The following is a 25,298-nucleotide window of genomic DNA, read 5'->3' on the forward strand; positions in this document are numbered from 1 at the left end:
GGGAAGTCCAGTGATCTCAGAAGAGCGTATCATCCAAGAATTTATGGAATTGGTTCAGGTCGATAGCGAAACCAAGCATGAAGAAGAGATCTCCAACGTTCTCAAACAAAAATTTTCCAGTCTTGGCTTTGACGTCATCGAAGATGATGCCAAGGAAAAGACAGGACACGGAGCAGGGAATCTGATTATTACCTGGAAAGCGGACGAGGCGGCCCAGCAAGCGCCTAAGCTGCTATTTACCTGCCATATGGATACCGTAACGCCCGGTCAAGGCATCAAACCGACACTGGGTGATGACGGCTGGATTCGAAGTGACGGAACGACCATTCTCGGGGCGGACGACAAAGCGGGAATCGCGGCATTGCTTGAAGGTATTCGGGTCATCCAGGAAAATAACATTCCTCACGGACAAGTTCAATTTGTCATTACGGTAGGTGAGGAATCGGGTCTGGTCGGAGCTCGGGCGCTTGACCCTGATGTTTTGGATGCGGATCTCGGTTTTGCCCTGGATTCCAACGGTGAGTTAGGCTCAATCGCAGTTGCTGCACCGACCCAAGCGAAAATCCAAATGATCATCAAGGGCAAGTCTGCTCACGCCGGAGTGAATCCGGAGGATGGCATCAGTGCCATTCAAGTCGCTTCAAAAGCGATAGCCAAAATGAAGCTGGGACGGATCGACAAAGAAACCACCGCAAATATCGGCAAGTTCCAGGGCGGAGGCGCAACAAACATCGTCTGTGACCATGTTCAGATTGATGCTGAAGCACGCAGTATCGTTCAAGAGAAAGTGGATAAGCAAGTGAACGATATGCGCGAGGCGCTCGAAACCACCGTTCGTGAGTACAATGCCAATTGTGAGTTCATTAGCGAGATCGTATACCCGGCCTTCAGTTTTAATGAACATGATGAGGTTGTTCAGCTTGCGCAGCGGGCTATCGGCGGTTTGGGCTTGGCAACCCGCACGTTCCGCTCCGGAGGCGGCAGTGACGCCAACATTTTTAACGGCCTTGGAATTCCAACCGTCAATTTGGCGATTGGATATCAAGACATTCACACCACGCAAGAGCGCATTCAGGCTTCTGATTTGGTCAAGGCTGCGCAGATTGTCGTTGGGATAATCCAGGAAACGGCTAAAGCCTAGTCAACCATTAGACCCATTATGAAAGTATAAAGCCCGCGACGGACGCTTCAAGTCCGCTGCGGGCTTTTAGATTTGCCTATTAATTCAAGGATGACATGGGCGAGTAATTCTCCCGTCTTTTTTGGGCAGGCGACCAGGTGGTATGCCAGTTCGTGTTCTCGACCACATGCAATGCGGCATTGATGTTGTCCAGGTACTGTTCAATCTCTTTCCTCGCCGTTGCAGATGAGTATTGCTCCTCAAGGCGGGCAGAGAGGGAGATCAGGGCTGACTGCAAATAACAAGCAGCCTCGCCGAATCGTATCTCTGTACGCCCGGGGTGAGCCAGTCTAAGCTGCTCGAGCAGGGATGCAGCCTCATCATATTTTCCTTGATCATATAAATGCTCAGCGGCAATAACGCATACTTTTATACTGTTGCTGTCTTGTTCTTGGAGCGGCAGCGCTTCCAATTGATTCAATTTTGAAATCGCGAGCCCTCTGTAGCCTTCATCATAAAGAAAACAGATCAGAGCATAATAAGCATGGTCGCCGCTATGGGTAAGCAGGTGTTCGGCTATGGAGATCATATTAAACGATACGGCAGCGCGTGCTAATTCTAAAGTTTCCGACATGGCGATAAATCGGTCAGGGATCGAATGGTTTATGTTCCACTCGCACACCTGCCTGATTCTGGCCAGCTGAGCCACTCCAGATGTTCTTGGACGAGGCAGTTCGCGCGGGTGGTGAGCCAAATCGCGAAGGTAGCTGTCGATGAACTGCATGGCTTCAGATACTTGACCCGTCATGATCAGGCAAGTCACATACTGGATACAGGTATCTGGGTATAAGCTCCCCTGTTCAGCAAAACAATGGGCAGCATACGGATAAGCTCCGATGTAGAAAAGTGACCTGCCAACCATCATGTGGGAAGATGGAAAGCTCCTCGTTTCGCTCAGGAGTCGTTCACAAATCGTTTGGTCCGAAATCCCCTGCATGTGGAGGAGTGCAGCCCACTGATTCAGAGCCTCTTGAACGTAAGTACCGGAATGCTGTACGACGGTTCGGAAAGCTTCCTCCGATTTGTCGAAGGAACGCATCCGCATGCTCAACAACCCGTATTCGAGCCAGCTTAGATCAACTTCCTTCCATCCCGAGCTCGTTTTATCGGTTGGAGCGGATTGCGCAGCTTCCCTGAAGCTCCTTAACGCCTTCTCAAGATACCCGCGTCTTTTGTACCATTTTCCGCGCTCATATTCAGTTGAAGGTGGATTAGTAATTGGTTCGGTTTCAATAATAGGTATATGTCGCATGTCGAAGCCTCCCAATGATATAACACCATTATAGGTGTAAAGGTCATGGTCCATATTCGAAAAAAGTCGAAAAACAGGTCTTAAGACCTGATTTCACGTCCTGTTTTCGTAAATATTTTTAGAAGACTTAGAAATAATATCCATAATCTTCGCTTCCGAGCCCCATTGCTGTTGCCACTGTTTCAGCATGATCCGTATCTGCCAGGCTTGTCCTACCATATGTACTGAATGGTCCCCTTTGTAGCTTTTCATGGGCAGCTTCCTTCTTTCTTGGAAATTTTGATATAATACACCTTATGCAATAGCATGGTCAGACATGCCGTTTTTAAACAAAGGAGGTCATTTTGTGAGCGATATCGGCAGTAAGAACCGAGAAGCCTCGGATAAATTGCTGGAAGAAACCACGCTGTCTACCCAATCGATTTTTGAAGGGAAAATCATTTCACTGCAGGTCGATACGGTGAAACTGCCAAATGGGGAGACCGCGAAACGTGAAGTTGTCAGACACCCCGGTGCAGTAGCGGTGCTCGCATTAAGAGGCGATAAAATGTTGGCCGTTAATCAATTTCGACAGCCGCTAGGGCGCTGTGAGGTTGAAATCCCTGCAGGCAAGCTGGAGCGGGGAGAGGATCCGCTGGAAGCCGCGAAGCGCGAACTACAGGAAGAAACGGGTTATACGTGCGGTTCCATTCGCAAGCTGCATTCCTTCTATACATCCCCGGGATTTGCCGATGAAATCATTCACTTATATCTGGCAGAGGATCTGGTCAGCGGCGAGATGAACCCGGATGAGGATGAATTTATAGAGATGATGGAAATCTCCCTGGAAGAGGCATATTCACTCATCCAAGAAGAGAGAATCAGCGATGCGAAGACCATTCTCGCCGTGTACGCTTGGAATATGTATAGCCTGACAGGAAAAATCTGATATGCTGCAGCCTGAAAAGAACATGTCAACCGGGGAGAAGCTTCAGTCCTATTACTGCGACATGCACATTCACATAGGGCGCACAAGCAGCGGACAAGCTGTGAAAATAAGCGCAAGTAACAATTTGACCTTTGAAAATATAGCCGTGGAGGCATCGGAGCGGAAAGGCATCCAAATGATTGGCATCATCGATTGCCACTCTCCTTCGGTACAGCACGATATTCTCCAGTGTTTGGACAGCGGGGTCATGCAGGAGATCGATGGAGGCGGAATTGCGTATCAGGATACGGTGATCTTGCTTGGAAGCGAGATTGAAATACGTGAAAGCGGCCGTGGCGCAGCCCATGTGCTGGCCTATTTCCCTGATCTGAACACCATCCAGGAATTCACTGGCTGGATGGCAAAATACATGAAGAACGTGCAGCTTAGTTCGCAGCGTATCTATGTGAGCCCCCGTGAGCTGCAGCAGGAGATTCTAGACCGCGGCGGGCTGCTGATACCTGCACACGTCTTTACGCCTCATAAGGGACTGTACGGCAGCATGGCAGATCGTATGAGCGAGGTGCTGGACTTGGACGGGATTGCAGGAATAGAGCTTGGGCTCAGTGCCGACTCCTCGATGGCAGGGCGGATAAGCGAACTGGACGCCTATTCCTTCCTGACCAATTCGGATGCGCATTCGCTTGGGAAAATCGGCAGGGAATACAACCGGATCGACATGGCGAAGCCTTCATTTTCTGAATTTCGCCAGGCCCTTGGAACAAGTAACGGTAGAAGAATCAGTGCGAACTACGGGCTGAATCCCAGACTCGGAAAATACCATCGTTCTTACTGCAGCGGCTGCGACAGCATACTGGAGGAGGGCAGCGATATACATGAATTGGTGCGATGTCCATTCTGCGGCAGTACCAAGCTGGTACAGGGCGTGTTTGATCGGATTCTGAACATCGCTGACCGCAAAGAGCCCGTGGTACCGCAAAGCCGGCCGGCTTATCACTATCAGGTTCCGCTAGAGTTCATCCCGGGCCTTGGCAAATCGTCGATGTCGAAGCTGCTGGGGGCTTTCGGGACCGAAATGAAAATCCTTCATCAGGCTACGGAAGCGGAGCTTGCCGCTGTTGCCGGAGAGGGGCTCGCTGCCAGCATTGTGATGGCCCGGAACGGGACATTGTCCTTATCGGATGGCGGCGGGGGCTCATACGGGAAGGTTCTCCGGTAAATCGATCAACTCTTTCAATCACAGGTCATACAAGGAGGGTGATGGTCATAGAGTAGAGTAGAGACACAGAAAGGAGACTCTATTCTATGCAATCATTCCGCCAAGCCTTCAAGGATCAGACCATGCTCTATGTGTTCGTGGGCGTCTTGTTTTTAGTTGGCGTGCTGTTTGGAGCGTTGATGGTCAATGCGCTTTCATTGGAGCAGCAGCAGGAAATGGCCCGATATTTAAACCACTTTTTTGTAAACGTGCAGGACGGTGGAGAAACCATGAGTCAGTCTTCTTACTGGAGCATCGCAGCCCTTCATCTGAAATGGATCGGTTTGATATGGATTCTGGGATTGTCCGTCATCGGGCTTCCGGGAATATTGATATTGGACTTCTTAAAAGGAGTGCTTATTGGGTTTACGGTCGGTTACTTGGTCGGACAGTATTCCTGGAAAGGCCTGCTGTTCGCCTTGGTGTCGATTGCGCCGCAAAATTTGTTCATCATCCCCGTGCTCATGATGTGCAGCGTAGCCGCCATAACCTTCTCACTATACATTATCAGGGACCGATTTATTATGAATCGCGGCGGGAGCATGGTAAAGCCCTTTGCTTCGTATGCGATGCTGACCTTTTTCATGGTCCTGTTAACGCTCGGAGTCGCTTCATTTGAAACCTGGGTAACCCCGGCCATGATGCGCTGGGTCACGCCAATGTTGCTATAATCCGCGAATTTTTCCATAAAGCAAAACCGTTTGACTTTGTTTGTCAAATCCCCCTATAATGAAGGAAGTGAACAATAACGTGCAGTGATTTCCAAGGGGGAGGGAAACGATGGAAGCGCGGATCGACAAAATTAAGCAGCAGCTACAATCCCAAGGATACAAATTAACGCCCCAACGGGAAGCCACGGTAAGCGTATTGTTGGAAAATGAAGACGACCACCTTAGCGCAGAGGATGTATTTATGCTCGTGAAAGAGAAGGCTCCGGAGATCGGTCTGGCAACCGTGTACCGTACCCTAGAGCTGCTCAGTGAGCTTCATGTTGTCGAGAAGATAAATTTTGGCGATGGTGTCGCCCGTTATGACTTGCGGACGGATACTTCGAAGCATCACCATCATCATTTGATATGTACTCAATGTGGAAGCATGGATGAGATACGCGAGGATTGGCTCGGTCCATTGGAAGAGCGGTTAGAGCGAGAGTTCAACTTTACCGTTCATGACCATCGGCTTGATTTCCATGGCATATGCTACCGTTGCAAAGAGAAGGGCAAGAATGACCAGGACAAATCATAATTTCATACCATTCAACAAACCGCAGTGATGACCATCACGGCAAGCCCTCTACGGCGGTAAGCCGGGAGGGTTTTTTAGATGGTAACCAAAATATAAATGGAACATGCACGAATCCGTATCGTTCACGCAAGAACAATCTATCATTCTACACCATCAACGTACGTCGAGAAGACGTTTTTTTTATTCTATCCCAATAACCGCCAAGTCCAATGACTAAAGAACGGATCAGAGGAAAGCCGCCGTCATAATCCTTCAGCTTGTATCATAGGCTTTACGTGAAGTGATACCTGTAATATCCACTTTCACTTGGTGATCAATGCAAAGATGAAAGAGAGGCGCTGCCAGTGATTATATCGATCCGAAAAATAGGCTCACTAATCCGATTTATTACGATGTTTGCCGTTCTGACGATGTTTTTTTACTTCGTGCTGGGATGGGTGGGAGATTGGCTGACCCCAGTGGATCCTTACCGTGCGCCTTCCGGTCAAGCGGTTAAGGCTTTTCAGCCTGAAAGCACCATGGACTCCCGATATTCGCCGGCGGAACGTCTGCGATTGTACTACTGGTATGGGGAGTGATCGTGCTGGTAAAGGGCACATGGGAATAGGAGCAAAAAGATCATGAAACAATATTTGGACGAATATGTAACCTATCTGGAAGATGTGAAGGGGCTGTCCCGAAGTACGATGGAATCGTACCGGGCCGACTTACAAGGATTCATTGCTTTTGTAGCGGAAAGAGACGTTATCCATCCGCAGGAAGTTACACGAACCATGCTTGGCTTATACATGGGAAGACTGCGGCAGCAGGGCAAGGCGGCATCGAGCCTGCTTCGCTGCACGGCTTCCTTGCGTTCCTTTTTTCAATATTTGGTGCGTCAGGCCGTTATAGGTCAAGATCCGACCCAGCTGCTGGATAATCCGAAGCCGGAACGGAAGCCGCCCAAGTCGCTGACCATTGAGCAGGTGGACAAGCTGCTGTCGGCTCCGGATTCCGGCACCCCTCAGGGGGCCCGGGACAAAGCGATGCTGGAACTGCTGTATGCTTCAGGCATCAAGGTGTCGGAACTGGTGAACTTGAGCACTCATGACATCAATATGGAGATGCGTTTCCTGCGCTGTGCCGTTTCCGGAGGGAAGGAGCGAATTCTTCCGATTACCCAGATCGCAGCCGAGAGCGTCGCTTTTTATATGCAAGAGATGCGGGACAAGCTGATTCGAGATGCTGATGAGGATGCATTATTCCTGAATTCGCTCGGTACGCGCTTGACACGGCAGGGATTTTGGAAAATTATTAAAAAGTATGGCAAGCTGGCCGAAATCGATGAGGAAATCACGCCGCATACCCTTCGCCATTCGTTTGCCATTCATATGCTGCAGAACGGCGCCGACTTACGTTCGGTCCAGGAGATGCTGGGTCACTCGGCATTATCGACCACCGGCATGTATCAATCCACCAAGAAAAGCATGAAGGAAGTATATGATCATTATCACCCGAGATCTTAGTGGGGCCTACTCTACTAGGATCTACAACTTATTCTCAGTTAGGAGAGGTATGAACATGAGTTCAATTAATCAGCAGAGCATTAAGGAAGCAGCGGCATACATACGCGGGCAGAAGGGTGTCGAGCCCCAGGTCGGCCTGATATTGGGTTCAGGACTCGGCGTACTGGCCGAATTGATTGAGAATCCGGTGTCCATCCCGTACACGGACATTCCTCATTTCCCCGTATCGACTGTAGAAGGCCATGAAGGAGAACTGCTGCTGGGTACGATTCACAATAGACCTGTCGTTCTGATGAAGGGACGATTCCATATGTATGAAGGTTATGGTCCGGAAGTGACTGCTTTCCCGGTGCGCGTCATGAAAGAGCTGGGTGTGAAGAGTCTGCTGGTTACCAATGCGGCGGGCGGTATCAACACGTCCTTCGAGCCGGGTGACCTCATGCTGATCTCCGATCATCTGAACATGACAGGCACCAACCCGTTAATCGGGCCTAATGATCCAGATCTTGGCGTCCGGTTCCCGGACATGTCCCAGGCATACAGCCGTCAGCTTCGCCAATTGGCAAAAGAAGTGGCCGTGGGTCAAGGCGTTGCGCTGAGAGAAGGGGTCTACGCAGGTTTGCTCGGACCAACCTATGAAACACCCGCCGAGATCGTCATGCTGCGTACGCTCGGTGCGGATGCGGTAGGCATGTCCACGGTGTCTGAGGTCATTGTGGCCAGACATGCCGGTCTTGAAGTGCTGGGCATTTCTTGCATCAGCAACATGGCAGCCGGAATATTGGATCAACCGCTGTCCCATGACGAGGTTATGGAGACAGCCGAGAAGGTCCGGGAGAAATTCCTTGCGCTTGTCATGGCCATTATTCCAAAAATGTAATAACCTATTTTAGCAAAGGGCTGGGCTCCGGCGGATATATCTGTCGAGCCCAGCCTTTTTGCTGCGTTCACTTCCGTTCAAGGCGATAATATTTCCGTAAAATACTGGAATAATTTGTTTTCATCCTGACGACAATGAATAACAGACCCGTTGTTTTTCGGGATGCCATTACGAATGTCAGGAGGGGATGGAAGTGAAAAAAGCGTTAATCGCTGGATTTCTGGTTCTATGTGTAGGGTTGTCCAGTGCAGCTGTACCAAGTTATGCAGAAGAAAATAGCAAACCCGGGGAAGGATCATCACAAGAGGAACTGGCACCAGGTGCTCGTTCTGCTATATTGCTGGATGCGGATACCGGAACCATTATTTACGAGAAAAACAGCCATGATAAGCTGCCTCCGGCGAGCATCACCAAGATCATGACGATGCTGCTTACAATGGAGGCCATCGATGAAGGACAATTGCAGTGGACGGATAAGGTGCGTACCAGCGAATATGCGGCCTCTATGGGCGGATCCCAGATCTTTCTTGAGCCCGGTGAAGAAATGACGGTGGATGAGATGCTCAAAGGCATTGCCATGGCATCAGGCAATGATGCTTCCGTCGCGGTGGCGGAGAAAATTGCCGGCTCAGAGGAAGCCTTTGTCAAGCTGATGAATGAGAAAGCAGCCGAGCTGGGAATGAAGGATACGCATTTTGTGAACTGCAACGGACTACCCGCAGAGAATCATTACACTTCAGCCCACGACATTGCGGTCATGAGCCGGGAGCTGCTGAAATATGACCAGATCACCAAATATACGGGCGCCTATCAGGATTATTTGCGTAAAGATTCAGAAAAACCGTTCTGGCTGGTCAATACGAACAAGCTGGTTCGATTCTACACTGGTGCTGACGGATTGAAAACCGGATACACGTCAGAGGCCAAATTCTGTTTATCGGCAACGGCCAAACGGGACGGACTGCGCGCTGTTGCTGTTGTGATGGGAGCTCCGGATACGAAGACGCGGAATAATGAAGTATCTCGCATGTTTGACTATGCCTTTTCCCAGTATTCGATGCATTCCATCTATAAACCGGGTGAAGTGTTAGGTATCGTGAAGGTCCAGAAGGGAACCGTGCCCGAGATCTCGATTCAAGCGGATAAAGATTACAGCGTGCTGGTTAAGAAGGGCGTAAAGAGTCCGGATATCCGTCATGAAATTCAGATGGACCCGAATTTGAAGGCGCCGGTAGCCGCAGGACAAGTTGTCGGCAAGCTAACGGTCTATCAAGGTGATCGCGTGGTCAAGGAGTTCGAGCTGACCTCACCTGTCGAGGTGAAGAAGGCCGGGTTCTGGAAGCTGTTCAAACGGACAACCGGCAAGTTGTTTCATGTAGATTCATAGGAGTTTTCTTCTAGTTTTGTCGGGATGCAGGAATGTCTTTTTCAAATGTAGAAATCTTTGTTCATGTCAGGGAGGAGAGTGAGCAAACATGAATCTGCATGTTGATATGGAGCATCACAGGCATGTACTGATCGTCCGTCTGTCCGGGGAACTGGATCATCATACGGCCGATCATGTCCGGATGCAGCTGGATGAAGCTATTCAGAGACGTCAAACAGAGCACTTGGTGCTGAGCTTTAAGGACTTGGACTTTATGGACAGCTCAGGACTTGGGGTCATCCTGGGACGCTATAAATTCATCAAGCAAAAGGGCGGAAAGATGGCGGTATGCGATGTCAAGCCGCAGGTTTACCGCTTGCTTGAAATGTCGGGGCTGTTCAAGATCATGCCGATATATGAGAACGAGGGCACGGCACTCTCGGGTTTGGAGGTAGTGTCATGAGTGAAGGGAAAGCACAGCATAATTTTATGACTCTGCAGTTTGCCGCAAGGTCGGAAAACGAATCCTTTGCCCGTGTCGCCGTGGCTGCGTTCATCTCCCAGATGGATCCCAACATGGATGAGCTGAGTGACCTGAAAACGGTTGTCTCCGAAGCGGTTACAAACAGCATTATCCACGGTTACGATAGTGATCCGGAAGGGGTTGTCAAGATTGAAGCCCTAATAGACGGGGATATGATCACGCTGTGCATTGAAGATTCCGGCCATGGGATCGAAGATTTGGAAATGGCCAAACAGCCGCTTTATACATCCAAGCCAGAGCTGGAGCGATCCGGCATGGGATTCACCATCATGGAAAATTTCATGGACGAATTTGAAGTGGTCAGCGAACCAGGCAGCGGTACGTCGATCAAAATGAAAAAGAGGATCGAATCTAAGAAAGCTTTATATAATTAGGGGTTGGACAAATGGATGCCGATGTGAAGAAAACTTCGCAGACTTATTTGGACGACGCGGAGGTCAAACGACTCATTGCACTTAGCCAAAGCGGGGATAATGTTGCCCGGGACACGCTCGTCAACTGTAATATTCGTCTTGTCTGGTCTGTCGTTCAGCGGTTTATGAACCGGGGGTATGAGCCTGATGATCTGTTTCAGATCGGCTGTATCGGTCTCCTCAAATCCGTGGACAAGTTCGATCTCAGTTATGACGTAAAGTTCTCGACCTATGCCGTACCGATGATCATTGGAGAAATTCAGCGCTTCTTAAGGGACGACGGGACCCTGAAGGTCAGCCGATCGCTTAAGGAAATGGCCAACAAAGTCAGGAAGAAGCGGGACGAGCTGTCCAAGCAGCTTGATCGTCTTCCAACGGTGAAAGAGGTTGCCGAGGAGCTTGGGGTAACCCCCGAAGAAGTGGTGTTTGCCCAGGAGGCGAACAAACCGCCAACCTCGATTCATGAGACCGTATTTGAAAATGACGGGGATCCCATAACGCTTATGGATCAGATAGCTGATGAGTCGCAGGAACGATGGTTCGACAAGCTGGCCTTGAATGAAGCGATAGGAGGCTTGACCGAACGGGAGCGGCTCATTGTTTATCTGCGGTATTACCGGGATCAGACGCAGTCGGAAGTTGCCAGCCGGCTGGGCATATCCCAGGTACAGGTATCGCGACTTGAGAAAAAAATATTGCAGAGCATACGGAACGAGATCGCGCAGTAGCGGGCCTCAGCCGTTATTCTAAAGCCTGATCAAACTGACGCCGCCCTTAGGGGACGGCGTTTTTTTCATTTTTCAGCAAACCCCTTGGTGGTTTGGCGGATAAAGAAAGTATGGTAAATCCGAGTAGAAAGGAGAGAGATTTCCCATACTAACGGTAATTTAGCAGTAAAGGAGTGTTTCGGATGAAGGTTAATCCCACTCCGACGGTGTTTCTGCAGCTAAGGAGCCGCATACGGTTACCAAAGAACCAAACCGTCAAACTAGGTGATGTTGCCTTCATTGTCTGCGAACCCGAATGGGAGAAACGGCTTAGAGCCCTGCCGCTTACGCAGCCGAAGGATATCGATGGCAACCGCCTTGTCATGGATCTGATTCAAATCATCCCGAAGATTCAAGTCTTGATTCCTGGCGTCCATATTGAACCAATGGGAAACCATCATACCCTGGTGGAGCTTGTCGGTCCGGAGAGCAAGCGGTCAAAATTGTGGTTCCCGCTCATTTGGCTGCTCTTGTTTTTCGGTTCGGCACTGACCATTATGAACTTCCATGCCGACGTCAACATGCTCGAGGTACAGATCCGAATCGTCGAAATGGTGACGGGGAAGAGGGACGAGCATCCCTATTTGTTCCAGATTGCTTACTCGCTGGGGCTCGGATTCGGAATGACGGTGTTCTTCAATCATTTGTTCAAGAAAAAATGGAATGAAGAACCGACCCCGCTTGAGGTGGAAATGTACCTCTATCAGGAAAATCTGGATCAGTTCGTGGTTGCCGAAGAATATCGGAAAATGAACGCCGGAGCCGATACGGCAGGTAAGGAACCATGATGCTGTCCATTCTGCAAGGGATATTCACCTGTGTTCTTGGCGTTGCCGGGGGCATTGCCGTCGGCGGCGGAGTCATTGCGCTCATCATCGTGCTGGACATCATCCCTAGATTGTCCCAACTGACGGCAACTTACAGCCGGGTCCATTGGTATGAAGGGGCTTTAATAGCGGGATCTTTCATCGGCACGGTGGCCGATTTCTGGAGATGGTCCGTTCCATTGGGACCGGTTGTGAGTACCGTGATCGGATTGATGTGCGGGATTTTCATCGGCATGCTGGCAGCTGCATTGACGGAAGTGCTGAATGTATTGCCGATTCTGGCTAAGCGGCTCCGGTTGACGGGGTATTTGTTTGGTCTTCTAATGGCCATGGTGGCAGGCAAGGTAGCGGGCTCTCTGTTCGACTGGTTTGTTTACAGCAAGTGATAGTTATGGCTAGGAGGTAGGTTATGGACGAGAAAACAACACATAGCGGCGAACTGGAAACCGATATTCCGATCATTCCCCCATCGGAGATCAAAGCGTTGGAGGAACAAGAGCTGAAGGAAAAGAGGGAGGCCGAAACCTCCAACAGCACCGAGGAATCCGTCATCTACTGGCAGCAAACGGACCATGTTCCCGCGAAGCTGAGTGATCTGAAAAAAGTGCTTAAGGAAGTTATCGGTCTTGGGGTTTCTTTTGATGTGGTATTCCGTGAAATGAACTTTGCCGGCAGAAATGCGGGGCTTCTCTTCTTAAACGGCTTCACGAATGATGCCATCGTGACGGATATATTGACAAGGCTGACGTACCTGACACCGCAGGATGTGAGCAACCAGGCACTTACCGAGATGATGACCCGCTATATTCCCCATGTCCAAGTGGAGCGGGATACAAGACTCAGCAAAGTGATTAACGAAGTGCTCTCCGGGATATGTGCGCTGTTTATTGAGGATGCACATTCCGCCATCTTGTTGGATACCCGGAAATATCCTGTGCGCGGGCTCGAAGAGCCTGCGGTGGAACGCGTCGTTCGCGGCGCAAGGGATGGTTTTACGGAGACACTCGTTACCAACGTGAACCTGGTGCGTAGACGGGTTCGTGATCCGGGACTGCACGTCGAGGTCATGAAGGTCGGAAGGCGGACGAGAACAGATGTGTGTCTGCTTTTCATTGATGACATCGTGGACCGAACCCAGGTTGAGGCGATTCGCGGAAAAATCCTGGAAGTGGATATAGAGGGGCTTCCTATCGGAGATAAGCAGCTCGAAGAAGCGATTGTGAACAAAGGTTGGCACCCTTTTCCACTGGTCAGATATTCGGAACGGCCGGATGTAGTATCCTCGCATCTGCTCGAAGGCCGAATTGTTGTCATGGTAGATACTTCACCGAGCGTAATGATTATGCCAACCACGTTTTTGGATCTCTGTATGCATGCCGAGGAGAATCGCCAGACCCCGTTTATGGGGACTTATCTCCGCTGGATACGTTTTATAGGCATTTTTGCATCCATGTTCCTGCTCCCGCTGTGGATGCTGCTGGTTGTTCATCCTGAGCTGAAGCCGCCGGGTCTCGATATCATCGGTCCGCAGGAGAACGCTAAAATTCCGATTATCCTGCAGTTTATGATCGTTGAATTCGGTGTGGATTTGCTCCGTTTGGCTGCCGTGCATACGCCGACACCGCTAGCGTCGGCGATGGGGTTGATCGCTGCGATCTTGATCGGCGACATCGCGGTTAAGACCGGATTGTTTGTCAACGAGGTTGTCCTGTATATGGCGGTTGCGTCCATCGGGATGTACGCTACTCCGAGTTATGAGCTGGGACTTGCAAACCGGATGGTCAGGCTGCTCCTTCTGCTTGCAACAGCCCTGTTCGCGGTGAAGGGCTTTGTCATCGGGACGACGCTTCTGATTCTGCTCCTGACGACCCATCGTTCCTATAACTCGTCTTATTTGTGGCCGTTTATACCATTTAGTGCAAAAGCGATGGGTGAAATTTTATTCCGTAAACCGCTGCTCATGTCAAGAAGACGCCCGTCTATCAACAAAACGCGCGACAACACCAAAATGGGTCCTGAAATGAATCCGAGAGGCGAGCATTAACAATAACACAAATGTTGTGTTGAAAAATCCATTTTGATTACCTTCCGTTGTCTGCTATACTGTGAACAATTATTCGATTACCCTATTTTTGAATCAATGGATCGGAGGAATTGTAAGCATGTTTTTACACGGTACAAGCAAGATTAACGATCAGGGGCATTTGGAAATCGGCGGGTGTGACACATCCGATTTGAAAGCTCAATATGGAACACCTCTATATATTGTAGACGAGCAGTCGGTTCGTAATCGCTGCCGGGAATACATCGAGGCCTTCAAGGCGTCAGGCTTGAAGTTCCAAGTCGCGTATGCAAGTAAAGCGTTTTGCGTGATGGCCATGTGCCAATTGGCTGACCAGGAAGGGATGTCGCTTGACGTCGTTTCCGACGGAGAGCTGTACACCGCACTTGAGGCCGGATTCCCGGCAGAACGGATTCATTTCCACGGAAATAATAAAACGCCGGAAGAGATTGAGATGGCGCTGGATGCGGAAATCGGCTGTTTTGTTGTCGATAACGTAGTTGAACTTCATATGCTGCAAGCGATTGCTGCCGAGAAGAGCCGGAAGGTCAACATTTTGCTTCGCGTGACACCGGGCGTTGAGGCTCATACGCATGAGTATATCTCAACAGGCCAAACGGATTCGAAATTTGGCTTCGATATCGGCAACGGCTCAGCTTATGAAGCGGTGAAGCTTGCCGAAGCTCAAGCGAATATTCATCTGATGGGCATTCATTCCCATATCGGCTCCCAGATTTTTGAGGTGGAAGGCTTTCAGATGGCCGTTCAGCGCGTAGCTGAATTCGCGGCTTCCGTTAAAGAAGGCTTGGGGGTTGTATTCAAGGTTGTGAACCTGGGCGGTGGTTTCGGTATCCGTTACGTGGATGGAGATACGCCGCTTCAAGTATCCCAGTATGTAAAAGCGATCACGGATGCCGTGAAGACCCACTTTGCGGGCCTTGGTTCCGAACTTCCTGAAATTTGGGTGGAACCGGGCCGGAGCATTGTTGGTGACGCAGGCACCACCCTTTACACGGTAGGAACAAGCAAGGATATTCCCGGAGTACGTAAATACGTTGCCGTAGACGGCGGAATGACGGATAACCCGCGTCCGGCGCTGTACGAGTCGAAATATGAAGCGTTGCTCGCTAACCGGGCTAATGAGAAGCCGGAAGAAACGGTATCCATTGCCGGCAAGTGCTGTGAGAGCGGAGATATGCTGATCTGGGACCTGGAGCTTCCGAAGGTAGCAACAGGCGATTTGCTGGCTGTATCCTGCACAGGCGCATACAACTATTCCATGGCTAGCAACTACAACCGGATCCGTAAACCTGCGGTCGTATTCGTGAAGGACGGACAGAGCAATCTGGTCGTACGCCGTGAGTCCCTTGCGGACATCGTCAGCCATGATGTCGTGCCGGCAAGTGTAACGAAAGAAACTGTAACGAGCTAAACGGATGTTTTACGCCTCTAATATCCAAGAGGGCCCGCCACTGCCTCCGGCAGCGGTCAGGGCTCTTTGGCTTGCCCAGGACTTGATATGGAATGTGTGAACGGGGGACAAGATCGCTTTGCTTCGGGGCTCAATTCATAGTAAACTATACAATGCATTGTAAAAAAATCGATTGAAGCGTTCTAATAACGGAAGGAGATAACACATATGGCTAAAAAGGCGAAGATCACATTGGAGAACGGCAAAGAGGTTGTGCTTGACCTGTTTGAGAATGATGCACCTAACACGGTAGCTAATTTTGAGAAATTGGCAAACTCCGGTTTTTATAACGGTCTTGTGTTCCACCGCGTAATCCCTGGGTTCGTGGCGCAAGGCGGTTGCCCACAGGGAACGGGAACCGGCGGTCCTGGCTATACAATTAACTGCGAGATCAACCCTAACAAGCATGAGCGTGGAAGCTTGGCCATGGCGCATGCCGGCCGCAACACGGGCGGAAGCCAGTTCTATGTTTGCTACGAGCCGCAGCCGCATTTAGACGGACAGCATACGGTGTTCGGTAAAGTTGTAGAGGGCATGGAGTACGTGGATGCATTCAAAGGCCGCGACAAAATGGAAAAAGTAGAAGTATACGAAGCATAACAATCAGCTTCTGTTCAGGACAGGCTCACCCTTAAGGGTGAGCCTGTTTGATTATTCGGGGAGGGATTACGCAGGGGCAGGGAATAATTGGCGGAGCTCTTCCGGAACAGGCCTGCTCTTACGAGTAAGTACATCCATCGCCACACTGGTAACGGCAGCATCCGCGCAAAGCTCTCCCTGTTCGTTGTAAATCGTCTGAATCAGCACATAACTCGTACGACCGATAGATTTCGGTTCGGTCACGACGGTTAGCCTTTCGCCTTGGCCGCACTCCTTGCGGTAATTGATATTGATATTGACGGTAACGGTCTGGATTCCGAGCCGTTTCAACATATCATATTGAAGGTCTCCTGCTTCGTACCATTCCTCACGGCCCCACTCCAGATATTCCAGGTATTTGGCGTTATTTACATGTCCGTTGACGTCGATTTCCGTAGGACGGACGACAATGTCCAGCGAAGTTTTCATCGTAGCGCGCTCCTTTTTTAACTTTATCTTGCTCCCGTGTTTGCCCAACTTAAACTGTTCTCCCTTGGAGGAGAATTCTCCTTCTACTTCCAATACACATATTGGTATTAAGTTATAAACTTTAAAAAAGTTAGTTGTTTTTTCTTGCAATTTTCAAAAGGTGGTGATAAGATTCTTCATAAGATCAAACAATTTCATATGTTTAATCCTTCGGGGCAGGGTGAAATTCCCTACCGGCGGTGATGAACGCAGTGATTAAGCTTTAGAAAGCAGATGGCTGCGTCTTAGTCCGTGACCCGGATATGCGTGTGTTGTTGCACACCGTATGCGGTGGACCTGGTGAAATTCCGGGACCGACAGTATAGTCTGGATGGGAGAAGGAGTGAAAGACACATAAGCAACATGTGCTATTTGTGTCTATGCGCACAACGTGATATGCGTTATGTGCAGGTTTTCACATGCGGTTCAAGCCTGTACTTGCGATGATTGGATGTCGCCGGTAACGGATTTGAGTTGTTTGTTATAAGCAAAACCTGCATTCATGACGGTTATTTAGCGTGTCGATTATTAACTTCCATCAAGCTCTGTTAAGGATTCCCCCGAATCTTTGGCAGGGCTTTTTTATGTGAACGTTGGGAAAGGAGCATGTTTAGCATGGATATCGTCAACGATGAATTCTATATGTCACTTGCGCTGGACCTTGCTGAACGTGCTCAGGGTCAAACCGGGATTAATCCGGTTGTCGGCTGTGTCATAGTTAAGGATGGCGCGCTTGCAGGGGTAGGAACGCATTTGGAGCGTGGAACACCGCATGCTGAGGTTCATGCCCTGAATATGGCTGGCAGCAAAGCGGCGGGCAGTACGGTGTACGTGACACTGGAACCCTGCAGTCACTACGGTACAACGCCGCCTTGCAGCGAGAGGCTGATTGCCGAGGGTGTTCAGCGAGTGGTTGTTGCTTGCGAGGACCCCAATCCTCTGGTTGCGGGCAAAGGGATTCAAATGCTGCGTGCAGCGGGAATCCGGGTTGAGACCGGTGTCCTTAAGGAGCGTGCTCTTCGCTTGAACGAAACCTTCATTAAGTTCATTACGACAGGTCAGCCCTTTGTAACGTTAAAGACAGCCAGCACGTTGGACGGCAAAATCGCTTCGAAAACCGGCGATAGCAAGTGGATATCCAATGAAGAATCAAGAGCACTTGTGCATACGCTGCGTCATCGCCATCAAGGCATCATGGTAGGCGTGTCTACAGTTATCGCTGATAATCCGAGTCTGACGACGAGACTTGGCGTGGAAGGGCTGGATCCGGTTAGGATCATTGTGGATTCCAGCTTGCGAATCCCGCTCGACAGCCATGTCGTGACAGACGGATTGGCGCCAACGTGGATTTTGACGACGGAGCAGGCGGATGAGACGAAGCGGACCGGGCTGGAAGAGCTGGGAGCCCAGGTTATCCCCTGCGGGCCAGGACCGCGTGTGGATCTGAAGGCTGCGATGGCGAAGCTGGGACAGATGGGGATTGCCTCCATTTTGCTGGAAGGTGGCGGCACGCTGAATGGCTCGATGCTGGAACAGAAGCTGGTGGATCGGCTCATCCAGTTTATCGCCCCTAAGATTATCGGAGGGTATGATGCGCCTGGAAATTACATGTTCAGCGGATACGAACAGATGGATCAAGCGATTATGCTGACAGGACTTGAGACGGAAAGGCTGGGCGACAATATTTACGTCACCGGGATTCCAGTCTGGAAATAAGGAGAAAGAAAGGAGGGAAGCCTGTGTTTACTGGATTGGTTGAGGAGATCGGCGAGATGAGGCGTATCGGACGGAAAGGCGAAGCCATGCTGCTCAGTATTTCCGCTAGCCGGATCATGGATGATTTAAAGCTGGGGGACAGCGTATCCGTTAACGGCGTCTGTTTGACAGCTACATCCATTGACAAAGGTATATTTACGGTAGACGTGATGCCGGAAACCTATAGAAATACCAATCTTAAGGAGCTGCAGCCAGGCGGAAAGGTAAATCTGGAACGGGCGATGGCGGCCGGAGGTAGATTTGGAGGCCATATCGTTCAGGGGCATGTGGATGGCGTCGGCGTCATACGGAGCGTACAGGCAGATCAGAATGCCGTGGTTTACGAGATCGCGCCTGCGAATGGGGACGTATTCAAATATATCATTCCGAAAGGCTCCGTCACACTGGATGGAATCAGCTTGACCGTTGTCAAAACAACAGATTCCTCCTTTACGGTATCCATCATCCCCCACACGCTGGCGGAGACGGTGCTGGCTTATAAAAAAGCAGGCGATACGATTAATATCGAATGCGACATTTTAGGGAAATATGTAGATCACCTGCTGCATTACGGCTCACAAGGAGCAGGGAATCAAGGCGGGACAAAACCGGGAATCAGCAGGGATTATCTTGCGGAGCATGGATTTGCCTAAACCGGGTGCTTTATATGGTCTCCATGAGAAGAAGGAGGAGTAGCGATGGATGAGCGCTTTTCATTTCATACAATCGAAGAGGCGTTAACCGATTTGAAGGAAGGCAAGGTCGTCATTGTCGTAGATGATGAAGACCGTGAGAATGAGGGCGATTTTATCGCATTAGCAGATAAGGCAACCCCGGAGGTCATTAATTTTATGATCACCGAAGGCCGAGGTTTGGTATGTTTGCCCATGACGCAGACCAGAGCTCAGGAGCTCGACCTCAAACCGATGGTTGCCCAAAATACGGATTATCATGGAACGGCCTTTACGGTTTCCATTGATCATAAGGACACCACAACAGGCATATCTGCCTATGAACGGTCCATAACCGTCAAAGGTATACTGGATTCCAGTGCATCTGGCTCAGATTTCCGAAGACCCGGTCATATGTTCCCGCTGATCGCAAAAGATGGAGGCGTCCTGCGCCGGGCAGGACATACGGAAGCGGCTGTCGATCTTGCTAGATTGAGCGGCTCCTATCCGGCCGGCGTCATCTGTGAAGTGATCAAGGAAGACGGCACAATGGCCAGGCTGCCGGATCTCGTGGAGATTGCGAAGAAGCATGATCTGAAGCTGATTAGCATCAAGGATCTGATTCATTACCGCAATGACAAAGAAAAGCTTGTCCAGCGAGAGGTAGCTGTGCGGATGCCGACCGACTTTGGCGTGTTTCAGGCCGTTGCCTACACCAACGACGTGGACAATAAAGAGCATGTAGCCCTGGTAAAAGGGGAGATCGATGGAAATGAGCCTGTGCTCGTGCGCGTGCATTCCGAGTGCCTGACAGGAGACGTGTTTCACTCCCATCGCTGCGATTGCGGTCCCCAATTCGAGGCGGCACTCCGCCAAATCGATGAAGCGGGTAGAGGCGTTCTTCTCTACATGCGCCAGGAGGGGCGGGGCATCGGCTTAATCAACAAACTGAAAGCCTACAAGCTCCAGGAAGAGGGACTCGACACCGTGGACGCCAATCTAAAGCTCGGTTTTGCGGCGGATCTGCGTGATTACGGCATCGGAGCCCAGATCCTGAAGGATCTGGGGATCAGAAAGATCCGACTGCTGACAAACAATCCGCGCAAAATCAAAGGCCTTGAAGGTTATGGTCTTGAGGTTGTGGAGCGCGTTCCGATCCAAATGCCGGAGAACGAGGATAACACGGGCTACCTGCATACCAAGCAAGCCAAGCTCGGTCATATGCTGAAATTCAGCGATATCGAGCAAAACGAGAGCACCAACTAATCACCCAATAATAAAAGGTCAATCATGTGGTGAGGTTTGCCTCATGGAATGACCCAGCGAAGAGGACGGAATGCTGCTGGAGAAGCGGTAGCGGTCGCCTTTAACTCCTGATTTCTTTCCTCCAGAAAATAGATCATGAAATCAGGAGTAACAGCGATCGGAAGAACGGTTTGATTCGGCAGCGACTGAAATGCACAGCAATTAATATGATCACTGCAAGACCTTATATAAACTCCAAACCGAAAGGAAGTCATCCAACAATGGCAACAATATTTGAAGGTAAATTAGTATCCGAGGGTCTAAAGTACGGTATCGTCGTAGGTCGGTTCAACGAATTCATCACGAGCAAGCTGCTGAGCGGCGCACTGGACGCATTGAAGCGTCACGGCGCACAGGAGAACGAAGTCGATGTCGCATGGGTGCCGGGTGCTTTTGAAATCCCGCTCATTGCCCAAAAAATGGCAGAAAGCGGCAAGTACGATGCCATCATCACCTTGGGAACCGTCATTCGCGGCTCCACCACGCATTATGATTATGTGTGCAACGAAGTGGCCAAGGGGGTATCCGCAATTAACCTGAAGACCGGTGTACCAACGATTTTCGGTGTCGTTACGACGGAGAATATCGAACAAGCTGTGGAACGTGCAGGAACGAAGGCCGGCAATAAAGGCTGGGATTCCGCCATGGCAGCCATCGAAATGGCGAACTTGACGAAAAGCCTAAAATAGTGCTTATTTAATGTAGTGCTCTTTTTTTGGAGCACTGCATTTTATTTTTTTGGCGGGAGGATTCACCGTGACCGTATTATATAAGCTGGAAACGTTTGAAGGACCGCTCGATCTGCTGCTGCATTTGATTGATAAAGCGGAAATCGACATCCAGGATATTCCCGTCAGCGAGATTACCGAACAATACATGGCCTATTTGCACAACATGCAGGAGCTGGAGCTGGAAATTACGAGCGAATTTCTGGTCATGGCTGCAACGCTGCTGTCTATAAAGAGCAAGTTATTGCTTCCGAAGCCTCCGGTTATCGAGATGGACGAGTTTGATTTTTATGAAGAGGATGACATGGATCCGAGAGCAGAGCTCATTGCCAAGCTGATCGAATACCGCAAGTACAAAGGCATCGCCCGCCATTTGCATGAGAAGGAATGGGAACGCAGTCTGATTTATTCCAAGGAAGCCGAAGATCTCACGCCTTACATGCCGGAAGTGGAAGAGAACCCGGTGCAGGGATTACATATTTCGGATTTGATCGCTGCTTTTCAAAAAGCGTTAAACAAAGCAGTCAAACGCACATCGTATGCCCGCATTCAGCGGGATGAAATATCGGTAAAGGACCGGATCCGTCAGGTCATGGATGCCCTGGAGGAGGTTGGGCCGGGAGGCAGGATCCTGTTTTCCAAGCTGCTTCACGAAGAGATGGTACGGCATGAAATCGTAGTCACCTTCCTGGCCATTTTGGAGCTGATGAAAATGAAGCAAATTTTGTGCTACCAAGAGAAGTTGTTTGAAGATATCGTCATGGAGTGGAGAGGGGAAGGACGCATTGATGGATTATCCGAAGCTGAAATCGATTATTGAGGGGCTTCTGTTCCTGTCGGGAGAAGAGGGCTTGTCGGTTAGGCAAATTGCTGAGATTACCGAGCAGTCGGATGGCCTGGTTGGCGAAGCGCTTGAAGATATGAAGGAAGAATGGGAGCGCCATGAGCGGGGGATTCAGATCGTACAGATTGCGGGGAGTTACAAAATCGCGACGCTGGCCGAGCACGCTCCGTATTTCGAGCGCCTGGCGTATTCGCCTTCTCGCTCATCCTTGTCGCAAGCCGCACTCGAAACACTCTCCATCGTTGCCTATCGGCAACCGATTACGCGCGTAGAGATTGAAGACATCCGCGGCGTCAAGTCCGAACGGGCTATTCATACGCTGGTAAGCAAAGGATTGATCGAGGAAGTCGGACGCGCCGAGGCGATTGGCAGACCGATTTTGTATGGAACGACCAAGTCCTTCCTGGAATATTTCGGGCTTGCCAACATCAAGGATTTGCCGGAGCCGTCGCAATTTGAGGATAACGATAATTTAGAAGAGGAAACGCAGCTGTTGTTTGATAAGCTTGACGGTCGTCAGCTTACGTTCGATGATGTAGAGGAAAGTTAGCCATTATACACACGAAAGATTGGAATAGAATCCTGGGCGTGGAGGAATCCACCGTCCGGGATTTTTTTATGCAGCTTGCGAAAGTTTGAAATCAAGGACTTGGAACAGTTTCGCATCATTTGGAGGTGCTTTTGCCATACTAAGCCAAGCGGATAACATTTTACTAAGTACGTCTTGGGGGTTACTTCGTGAGGGTATGGATCTTTCTGGCGGTCGGTTTGGTCGTTCTCCTCATCATATTGCTGGTCGTTGTGTTGTGCTCCAAGGTAACGATTAAGCTGGATGTGGTTCTAAAAAAAGATGAATATAAAGCATTAGCGGAAATCAAAATGATCTTCGGCTTGATTAAGCGCAAATATGCAGTCCCTTTTCACCTGGCGAACGGTGGGATCGAGTTTAAGAAGGAAACCGTTCCTGGAGACGGAGAACAGGGAAATACACACGATTCAAAAGAGGAAAAGGCTTCGAGCAGAACGATCAAATTTAAGGATTACGGGCGAGCTGTGCTTTCAACAAAAGGTTTCAAAAAATGGGTGAGGCAGACGATGGCGGCCGTTCATCTCATGGATGTGCGCTGGTCCACCCGAATTGCTTTGGAGCATGCGGCTGATACGGCGGTAGCGACCGGGCTGCTGCATGGCATAAAGCATACGCTTCTTGGATGGATGTCGTATCGCCTGATCATGGAAGAGCTGCCTCGAATCGATGTAGTGCCGATCTTTAACGGTCCGCCGCAAATTTCCACAGAGCTTAACTGCATAGCGAAAATCTCCTGCGGAAAAGCTATGTATGCTGGACTGGTACTTATAGTTCGCGTGTTAAAGGTGAAAGGAGGAATTAGATCATGGCAGAACACCCTATTCAAGGCTTGATGCAAACGGCTATGGAAAACATCAAGGGAATGGTGGACGTTAATACGATTGTAGGCGACCCGGTGAATACGCCTGACGGCAGCGTTATCCTGCCAATCAGTAAAGTGGCTTTTGGTTTTGCAGCCGGCGGTAGCGACTACAACGTAGAGGCTGGATCCACACACCAAGCGACCACTAACGGGACGCACAACGATCATAGTGCCCTTCCTTTTGGTGGCGGCAGCGGCGGTGGCGTGTCCATTCGACCGATTGCTTTCCTGGTCGTGGGTAAAGAAGGCGTGCACATCGTGCCGCTGGACAATCAAACCCATCTGTTTGAACGGATTATTGATGCGACCCCGTATTTACTCGATCAAATCCAGTCGATGTTTCAATCAGGCAGCAATGACGCGAACAGCACCACGCCTCCGCCTGCGTACTGATTGGAGCAAGCAAATCCCTTTCGTTCATGACGGAAGGGATTTTTGCTGTTAGGATTATTGAATTTATGGGCTTTCAGCGTTTCTCTTACGAAATGGACATACCTTTAGCGCGGACGACATATACTTGTACAAGATTTCCGAACACCGGAGGATAAGATGATGAAAATGAAATGGACGAACTGCAGGTTCAAGTCTTTGTTATCCATGTTGATTGCCATAAGCTGCTTGCTGGTTACGGCTGTCCCCGTGCATGCAGATCATGAGAATGGCCCCACCAATCATGCGCAGGCAGCTGCACTGATTGACGTCACTTCCGGTAGGGTGCTGTACAGCAAAAACGGGGACGAGCGTTTAAGAATCGCAAGCCTGACCAAGATCATGACAGCTATCGTGGCCATTGAACACGGCAAGCTGGACGATCGCGTCAAGATCTCCAAAAATGCCTTTGCCAAGGAAGGCTCCTCGCTCTTCCTGAAGCTTGGCGAGGAGATGACGCTTGAGAATCTGCTGTACGGTTTAATGCTGCGATCCGGCAACGACGCCGCGACGGCCATTGCCGAACATGTCGGGGGGACGGAAGAAGGCTTTGTGTTGCTGATGAACGAGAAGGCGGCCGGGCTCGGCTTGACGAACTCGCATTTTATGAATCCCCATGGTCTGGATCATGATGAACATTACTCTTCCGCTAATGATGTAGCCAAACTGACGGCATATGCCCTCAAGAACCCTGTCTTTAGCGAGATTGTCAAAACCCCGACCAAGAAAGCGCCCAATCCGAATGAAGCGTGGGACTACAAATGGGATAACAAAAACAAGATGCTTCGTTTCTATGAGGGGGCGGACGGCGTCAAAACCGGTTACACCAAAAAAGCATTCCGCTGCCTGGTGAGCTCCGCCACCCGAAACGGTCAGCAGATTGCGGCGGTCACGCTGAATGACGGCAACGATTGGAATGATCATTCCAAGATGCTGGATTACGGATTTGCCCAATTTCCACTGAAAAAGGTTATGGAGAAAGGGCAGAAGATCCAGGGCTATCCACTGGTCACGGGCGGTTCTTTTACGTATGCGTTTGCGCATGATGAGGAAGCACGCCTGGTTAAGAGACTGGTCCTGCATAAAGCGAGTACACCCGACTTGTCTTTCGGACTGCGGGGTCATATTGAACTTCTGCTCGATAATGTCAGCATCGGCAAAGTTCCGGTCTATGCGGAAGGAAGCAAGCTTCCTGAAGCCCCTGAGATCTTGCAGAAGTCCAGAAGCACATCAGGACCCATCGGTTCGTTGTCGCTGTGGCAGTCTGCAGGAGAAGTGCTTAGGCATCTGTTCAGGGCCAAATCATAACT

Annotated in this window: 29 protein-coding genes and 1 riboswitch; of the genes, 26 read left to right on the forward strand and 3 right to left on the reverse strand. The window is 50.1% G+C overall.

What is annotated here, in order from left to right:
• Positions 1–10 precede the first annotated feature (10 nt).
• Positions 11–1,141: a tripeptidase T gene (locus OHJ21_RS03005; protein WP_486019283.1), complete on the forward strand. Its 1,131-nt coding sequence runs from the start codon at positions 11–13 to the stop codon at positions 1,139–1,141.
• A gap of 79 nt (positions 1,142–1,220) precedes the next feature.
• On the opposite strand, the gene OHJ21_RS03010 is transcribed toward OHJ21_RS03005, so the two are convergent.
• Positions 1,221–2,432, reverse strand: a complete 1,212-nt coding sequence (locus OHJ21_RS03010) for a tetratricopeptide repeat protein (protein ID WP_486019284.1) — start codon at positions 2,430–2,432, stop codon at positions 1,221–1,223.
• 93 nt (positions 2,433–2,525) lie between these two features.
• Positions 2,526–2,684, reverse strand: a complete 159-nt coding sequence (mciZ, locus tag OHJ21_RS03015; protein WP_127594187.1) for a Z-ring formation inhibitor MciZ — start codon at positions 2,682–2,684, stop codon at positions 2,526–2,528.
• Between the two features lie 94 nt (positions 2,685–2,778).
• Here mciZ and OHJ21_RS03020 point away from each other — a divergent pair, with 94 nt between their 5' ends.
• The 16 genes from OHJ21_RS03020 to OHJ21_RS03095 all read left to right on the forward strand — a co-directional run bounded on the left by OHJ21_RS03020 (position 2,779) and on the right by OHJ21_RS03095 (position 16,298).
• Complete coding sequence (locus tag OHJ21_RS03020) at positions 2,779–3,360, forward strand: NUDIX hydrolase (protein WP_326112208.1); 582 nt, start codon at positions 2,779–2,781, stop codon at positions 3,358–3,360.
• Position 3,361: 1 nt separating this feature from the next.
• Positions 3,362–4,579 carry an endonuclease Q family protein gene (locus tag OHJ21_RS03025; protein WP_100536266.1) on the forward strand — a complete coding sequence of 406 codons (1,218 nt, stop codon included), beginning with the start codon at positions 3,362–3,364 and terminating at the stop codon, positions 4,577–4,579.
• Positions 4,580–4,665: 86 nt separating this feature from the next.
• Positions 4,666–5,289, forward strand: a complete 624-nt coding sequence (gene spoIIM, locus OHJ21_RS03030) for a stage II sporulation protein M (protein ID WP_100536267.1) — start codon at positions 4,666–4,668, stop codon at positions 5,287–5,289.
• Positions 5,290–5,398: 109 nt separating this feature from the next.
• Positions 5,399–5,863, forward strand: coding sequence for a ferric iron uptake transcriptional regulator (fur, locus tag OHJ21_RS03035; RefSeq protein WP_006209405.1), 465 nt, complete (start codon positions 5,399–5,401; stop codon positions 5,861–5,863).
• 344 nt (positions 5,864–6,207) lie between these two features.
• Positions 6,208–6,441, forward strand: a complete 234-nt coding sequence (locus OHJ21_RS03040) for a YqzK family protein (RefSeq protein ID WP_100536268.1) — start codon at positions 6,208–6,210, stop codon at positions 6,439–6,441.
• Positions 6,442–6,483: 42 nt separating this feature from the next.
• Complete coding sequence (locus tag OHJ21_RS03045; RefSeq protein ID WP_486019285.1) at positions 6,484–7,368, forward strand: site-specific tyrosine recombinase; 885 nt, start codon at positions 6,484–6,486, stop codon at positions 7,366–7,368.
• A 55-nt stretch (positions 7,369–7,423) separates the two neighbouring features.
• Positions 7,424–8,248, forward strand: coding sequence for a purine-nucleoside phosphorylase (locus OHJ21_RS03050; RefSeq protein WP_326112205.1), 825 nt, complete (start codon positions 7,424–7,426; stop codon positions 8,246–8,248).
• A gap of 193 nt (positions 8,249–8,441) precedes the next feature.
• A complete protein-coding gene (locus OHJ21_RS03055; RefSeq protein WP_486019286.1) occupies positions 8,442–9,635 on the forward strand; it encodes a D-alanyl-D-alanine carboxypeptidase family protein in 1,194 nt (397 codons plus the stop codon).
• 88 nt (positions 9,636–9,723) lie between these two features.
• Entirely contained in the window at positions 9,724–10,077 is a 354-nt protein-coding gene (spoIIAA, locus tag OHJ21_RS03060) for an anti-sigma F factor antagonist (protein ID WP_486019287.1), read from the forward strand.
• Entirely contained in the window at positions 10,074–10,532 is a 459-nt protein-coding gene (gene spoIIAB / locus OHJ21_RS03065) for an anti-sigma F factor (RefSeq protein WP_100536272.1), read from the forward strand. The genes spoIIAA and spoIIAB overlap by 4 nt, the downstream gene beginning before the upstream one ends.
• 11 nt (positions 10,533–10,543) lie before the next feature.
• A complete protein-coding gene (sigF, locus tag OHJ21_RS03070; RefSeq protein WP_006209412.1) occupies positions 10,544–11,299 on the forward strand; it encodes an RNA polymerase sporulation sigma factor SigF in 756 nt (251 codons plus the stop codon).
• A 182-nt stretch (positions 11,300–11,481) separates the two neighbouring features.
• Positions 11,482–12,126: a stage V sporulation protein AA gene (locus OHJ21_RS03075; protein ID WP_326112202.1), complete on the forward strand. Its 645-nt coding sequence runs from the start codon at positions 11,482–11,484 to the stop codon at positions 12,124–12,126.
• Positions 12,123–12,551: a stage V sporulation protein AB gene (locus tag OHJ21_RS03080; RefSeq protein ID WP_100536274.1), complete on the forward strand. Its 429-nt coding sequence runs from the start codon at positions 12,123–12,125 to the stop codon at positions 12,549–12,551. The genes OHJ21_RS03075 and OHJ21_RS03080 overlap by 4 nt, the downstream gene beginning before the upstream one ends.
• Positions 12,552–12,574: 23 nt before the next feature.
• Positions 12,575–14,209: a spore germination protein gene (locus OHJ21_RS03085; RefSeq protein WP_486019288.1), complete on the forward strand. Its 1,635-nt coding sequence runs from the start codon at positions 12,575–12,577 to the stop codon at positions 14,207–14,209.
• Between the two features lie 118 nt (positions 14,210–14,327).
• Positions 14,328–15,659 carry a diaminopimelate decarboxylase gene (gene lysA / locus OHJ21_RS03090; protein ID WP_486019289.1) on the forward strand — a complete coding sequence of 444 codons (1,332 nt, stop codon included), beginning with the start codon at positions 14,328–14,330 and terminating at the stop codon, positions 15,657–15,659.
• 207 nt (positions 15,660–15,866) lie between these two features.
• Entirely contained in the window at positions 15,867–16,298 is a 432-nt protein-coding gene (locus OHJ21_RS03095; protein WP_009595227.1) for a peptidylprolyl isomerase, read from the forward strand.
• A 66-nt stretch (positions 16,299–16,364) separates the two neighbouring features.
• Here OHJ21_RS03095 and OHJ21_RS03100 read toward each other — a convergent pair whose 3' ends face one another.
• Positions 16,365–16,766, reverse strand: a complete 402-nt coding sequence (locus tag OHJ21_RS03100) for an acyl-CoA thioesterase (protein WP_486019290.1) — start codon at positions 16,764–16,766, stop codon at positions 16,365–16,367.
• A 202-nt stretch (positions 16,767–16,968) separates the two neighbouring features.
• A riboswitch (FMN riboswitch) is annotated at positions 16,969–17,152 on the forward strand.
• A 268-nt stretch (positions 17,153–17,420) separates the two neighbouring features.
• Here OHJ21_RS03100 and ribD point away from each other — a divergent pair.
• The 9 genes from ribD to OHJ21_RS03145 all read left to right on the forward strand — a co-directional run bounded on the left by ribD (position 17,421) and on the right by OHJ21_RS03145 (position 25,296).
• A complete protein-coding gene (gene ribD, locus OHJ21_RS03105) occupies positions 17,421–18,521 on the forward strand; it encodes a bifunctional diaminohydroxyphosphoribosylaminopyrimidine deaminase/5-amino-6-(5-phosphoribosylamino)uracil reductase RibD (protein WP_326117875.1) in 1,101 nt (366 codons plus the stop codon).
• A gap of 23 nt (positions 18,522–18,544) precedes the next feature.
• A complete protein-coding gene (gene ribE / locus OHJ21_RS03110) occupies positions 18,545–19,213 on the forward strand; it encodes a riboflavin synthase (protein WP_100536279.1) in 669 nt (222 codons plus the stop codon).
• Between the two features lie 45 nt (positions 19,214–19,258).
• Positions 19,259–20,497 (forward strand): bifunctional 3,4-dihydroxy-2-butanone-4-phosphate synthase/GTP cyclohydrolase II, encoded by a 1,239-nt coding sequence (locus OHJ21_RS03115; protein WP_326117876.1) that lies wholly within the window; start codon positions 19,259–19,261, stop codon positions 20,495–20,497.
• Positions 20,498–20,757: 260 nt separating this feature from the next.
• A complete protein-coding gene (ribH, locus tag OHJ21_RS03120) occupies positions 20,758–21,225 on the forward strand; it encodes a 6,7-dimethyl-8-ribityllumazine synthase (protein WP_006209422.1) in 468 nt (155 codons plus the stop codon).
• Positions 21,226–21,292: 67 nt separating this feature from the next.
• Positions 21,293–22,084 carry a segregation and condensation protein A gene (locus tag OHJ21_RS03125; protein ID WP_100536281.1) on the forward strand — a complete coding sequence of 264 codons (792 nt, stop codon included), beginning with the start codon at positions 21,293–21,295 and terminating at the stop codon, positions 22,082–22,084.
• Positions 22,053–22,658 (forward strand): SMC-Scp complex subunit ScpB, encoded by a 606-nt coding sequence (scpB, locus tag OHJ21_RS03130; protein ID WP_100536282.1) that lies wholly within the window; start codon positions 22,053–22,055, stop codon positions 22,656–22,658. The genes OHJ21_RS03125 and scpB overlap by 32 nt, the downstream gene beginning before the upstream one ends.
• Before the next feature lie 188 nt (positions 22,659–22,846).
• Positions 22,847–23,530: a DUF2953 domain-containing protein gene (locus tag OHJ21_RS03135; RefSeq protein ID WP_326112193.1), complete on the forward strand. Its 684-nt coding sequence runs from the start codon at positions 22,847–22,849 to the stop codon at positions 23,528–23,530.
• On the forward strand, positions 23,503–23,952 hold the full coding sequence (gene ytfJ, locus OHJ21_RS03140; protein WP_326112192.1) for a GerW family sporulation protein: 450 nt from the start codon (positions 23,503–23,505) through the stop codon (positions 23,950–23,952). The genes OHJ21_RS03135 and ytfJ overlap by 28 nt, the downstream gene beginning before the upstream one ends.
• Positions 23,953–24,108: 156 nt before the next feature.
• Positions 24,109–25,296: a D-alanyl-D-alanine carboxypeptidase family protein gene (locus OHJ21_RS03145; protein ID WP_486019291.1), complete on the forward strand. Its 1,188-nt coding sequence runs from the start codon at positions 24,109–24,111 to the stop codon at positions 25,294–25,296.
• The last annotated feature ends 2 nt before the right edge of the window (positions 25,297–25,298 follow it).

It is taken from the genome of Virgibacillus sp. LDC1 (assembly GCF_025792345.1).
Classification (GTDB): Bacteria; Bacillota; Bacilli; order Paenibacillales; family Paenibacillaceae; genus Paenibacillus_AQ; species Paenibacillus_AQ lautus.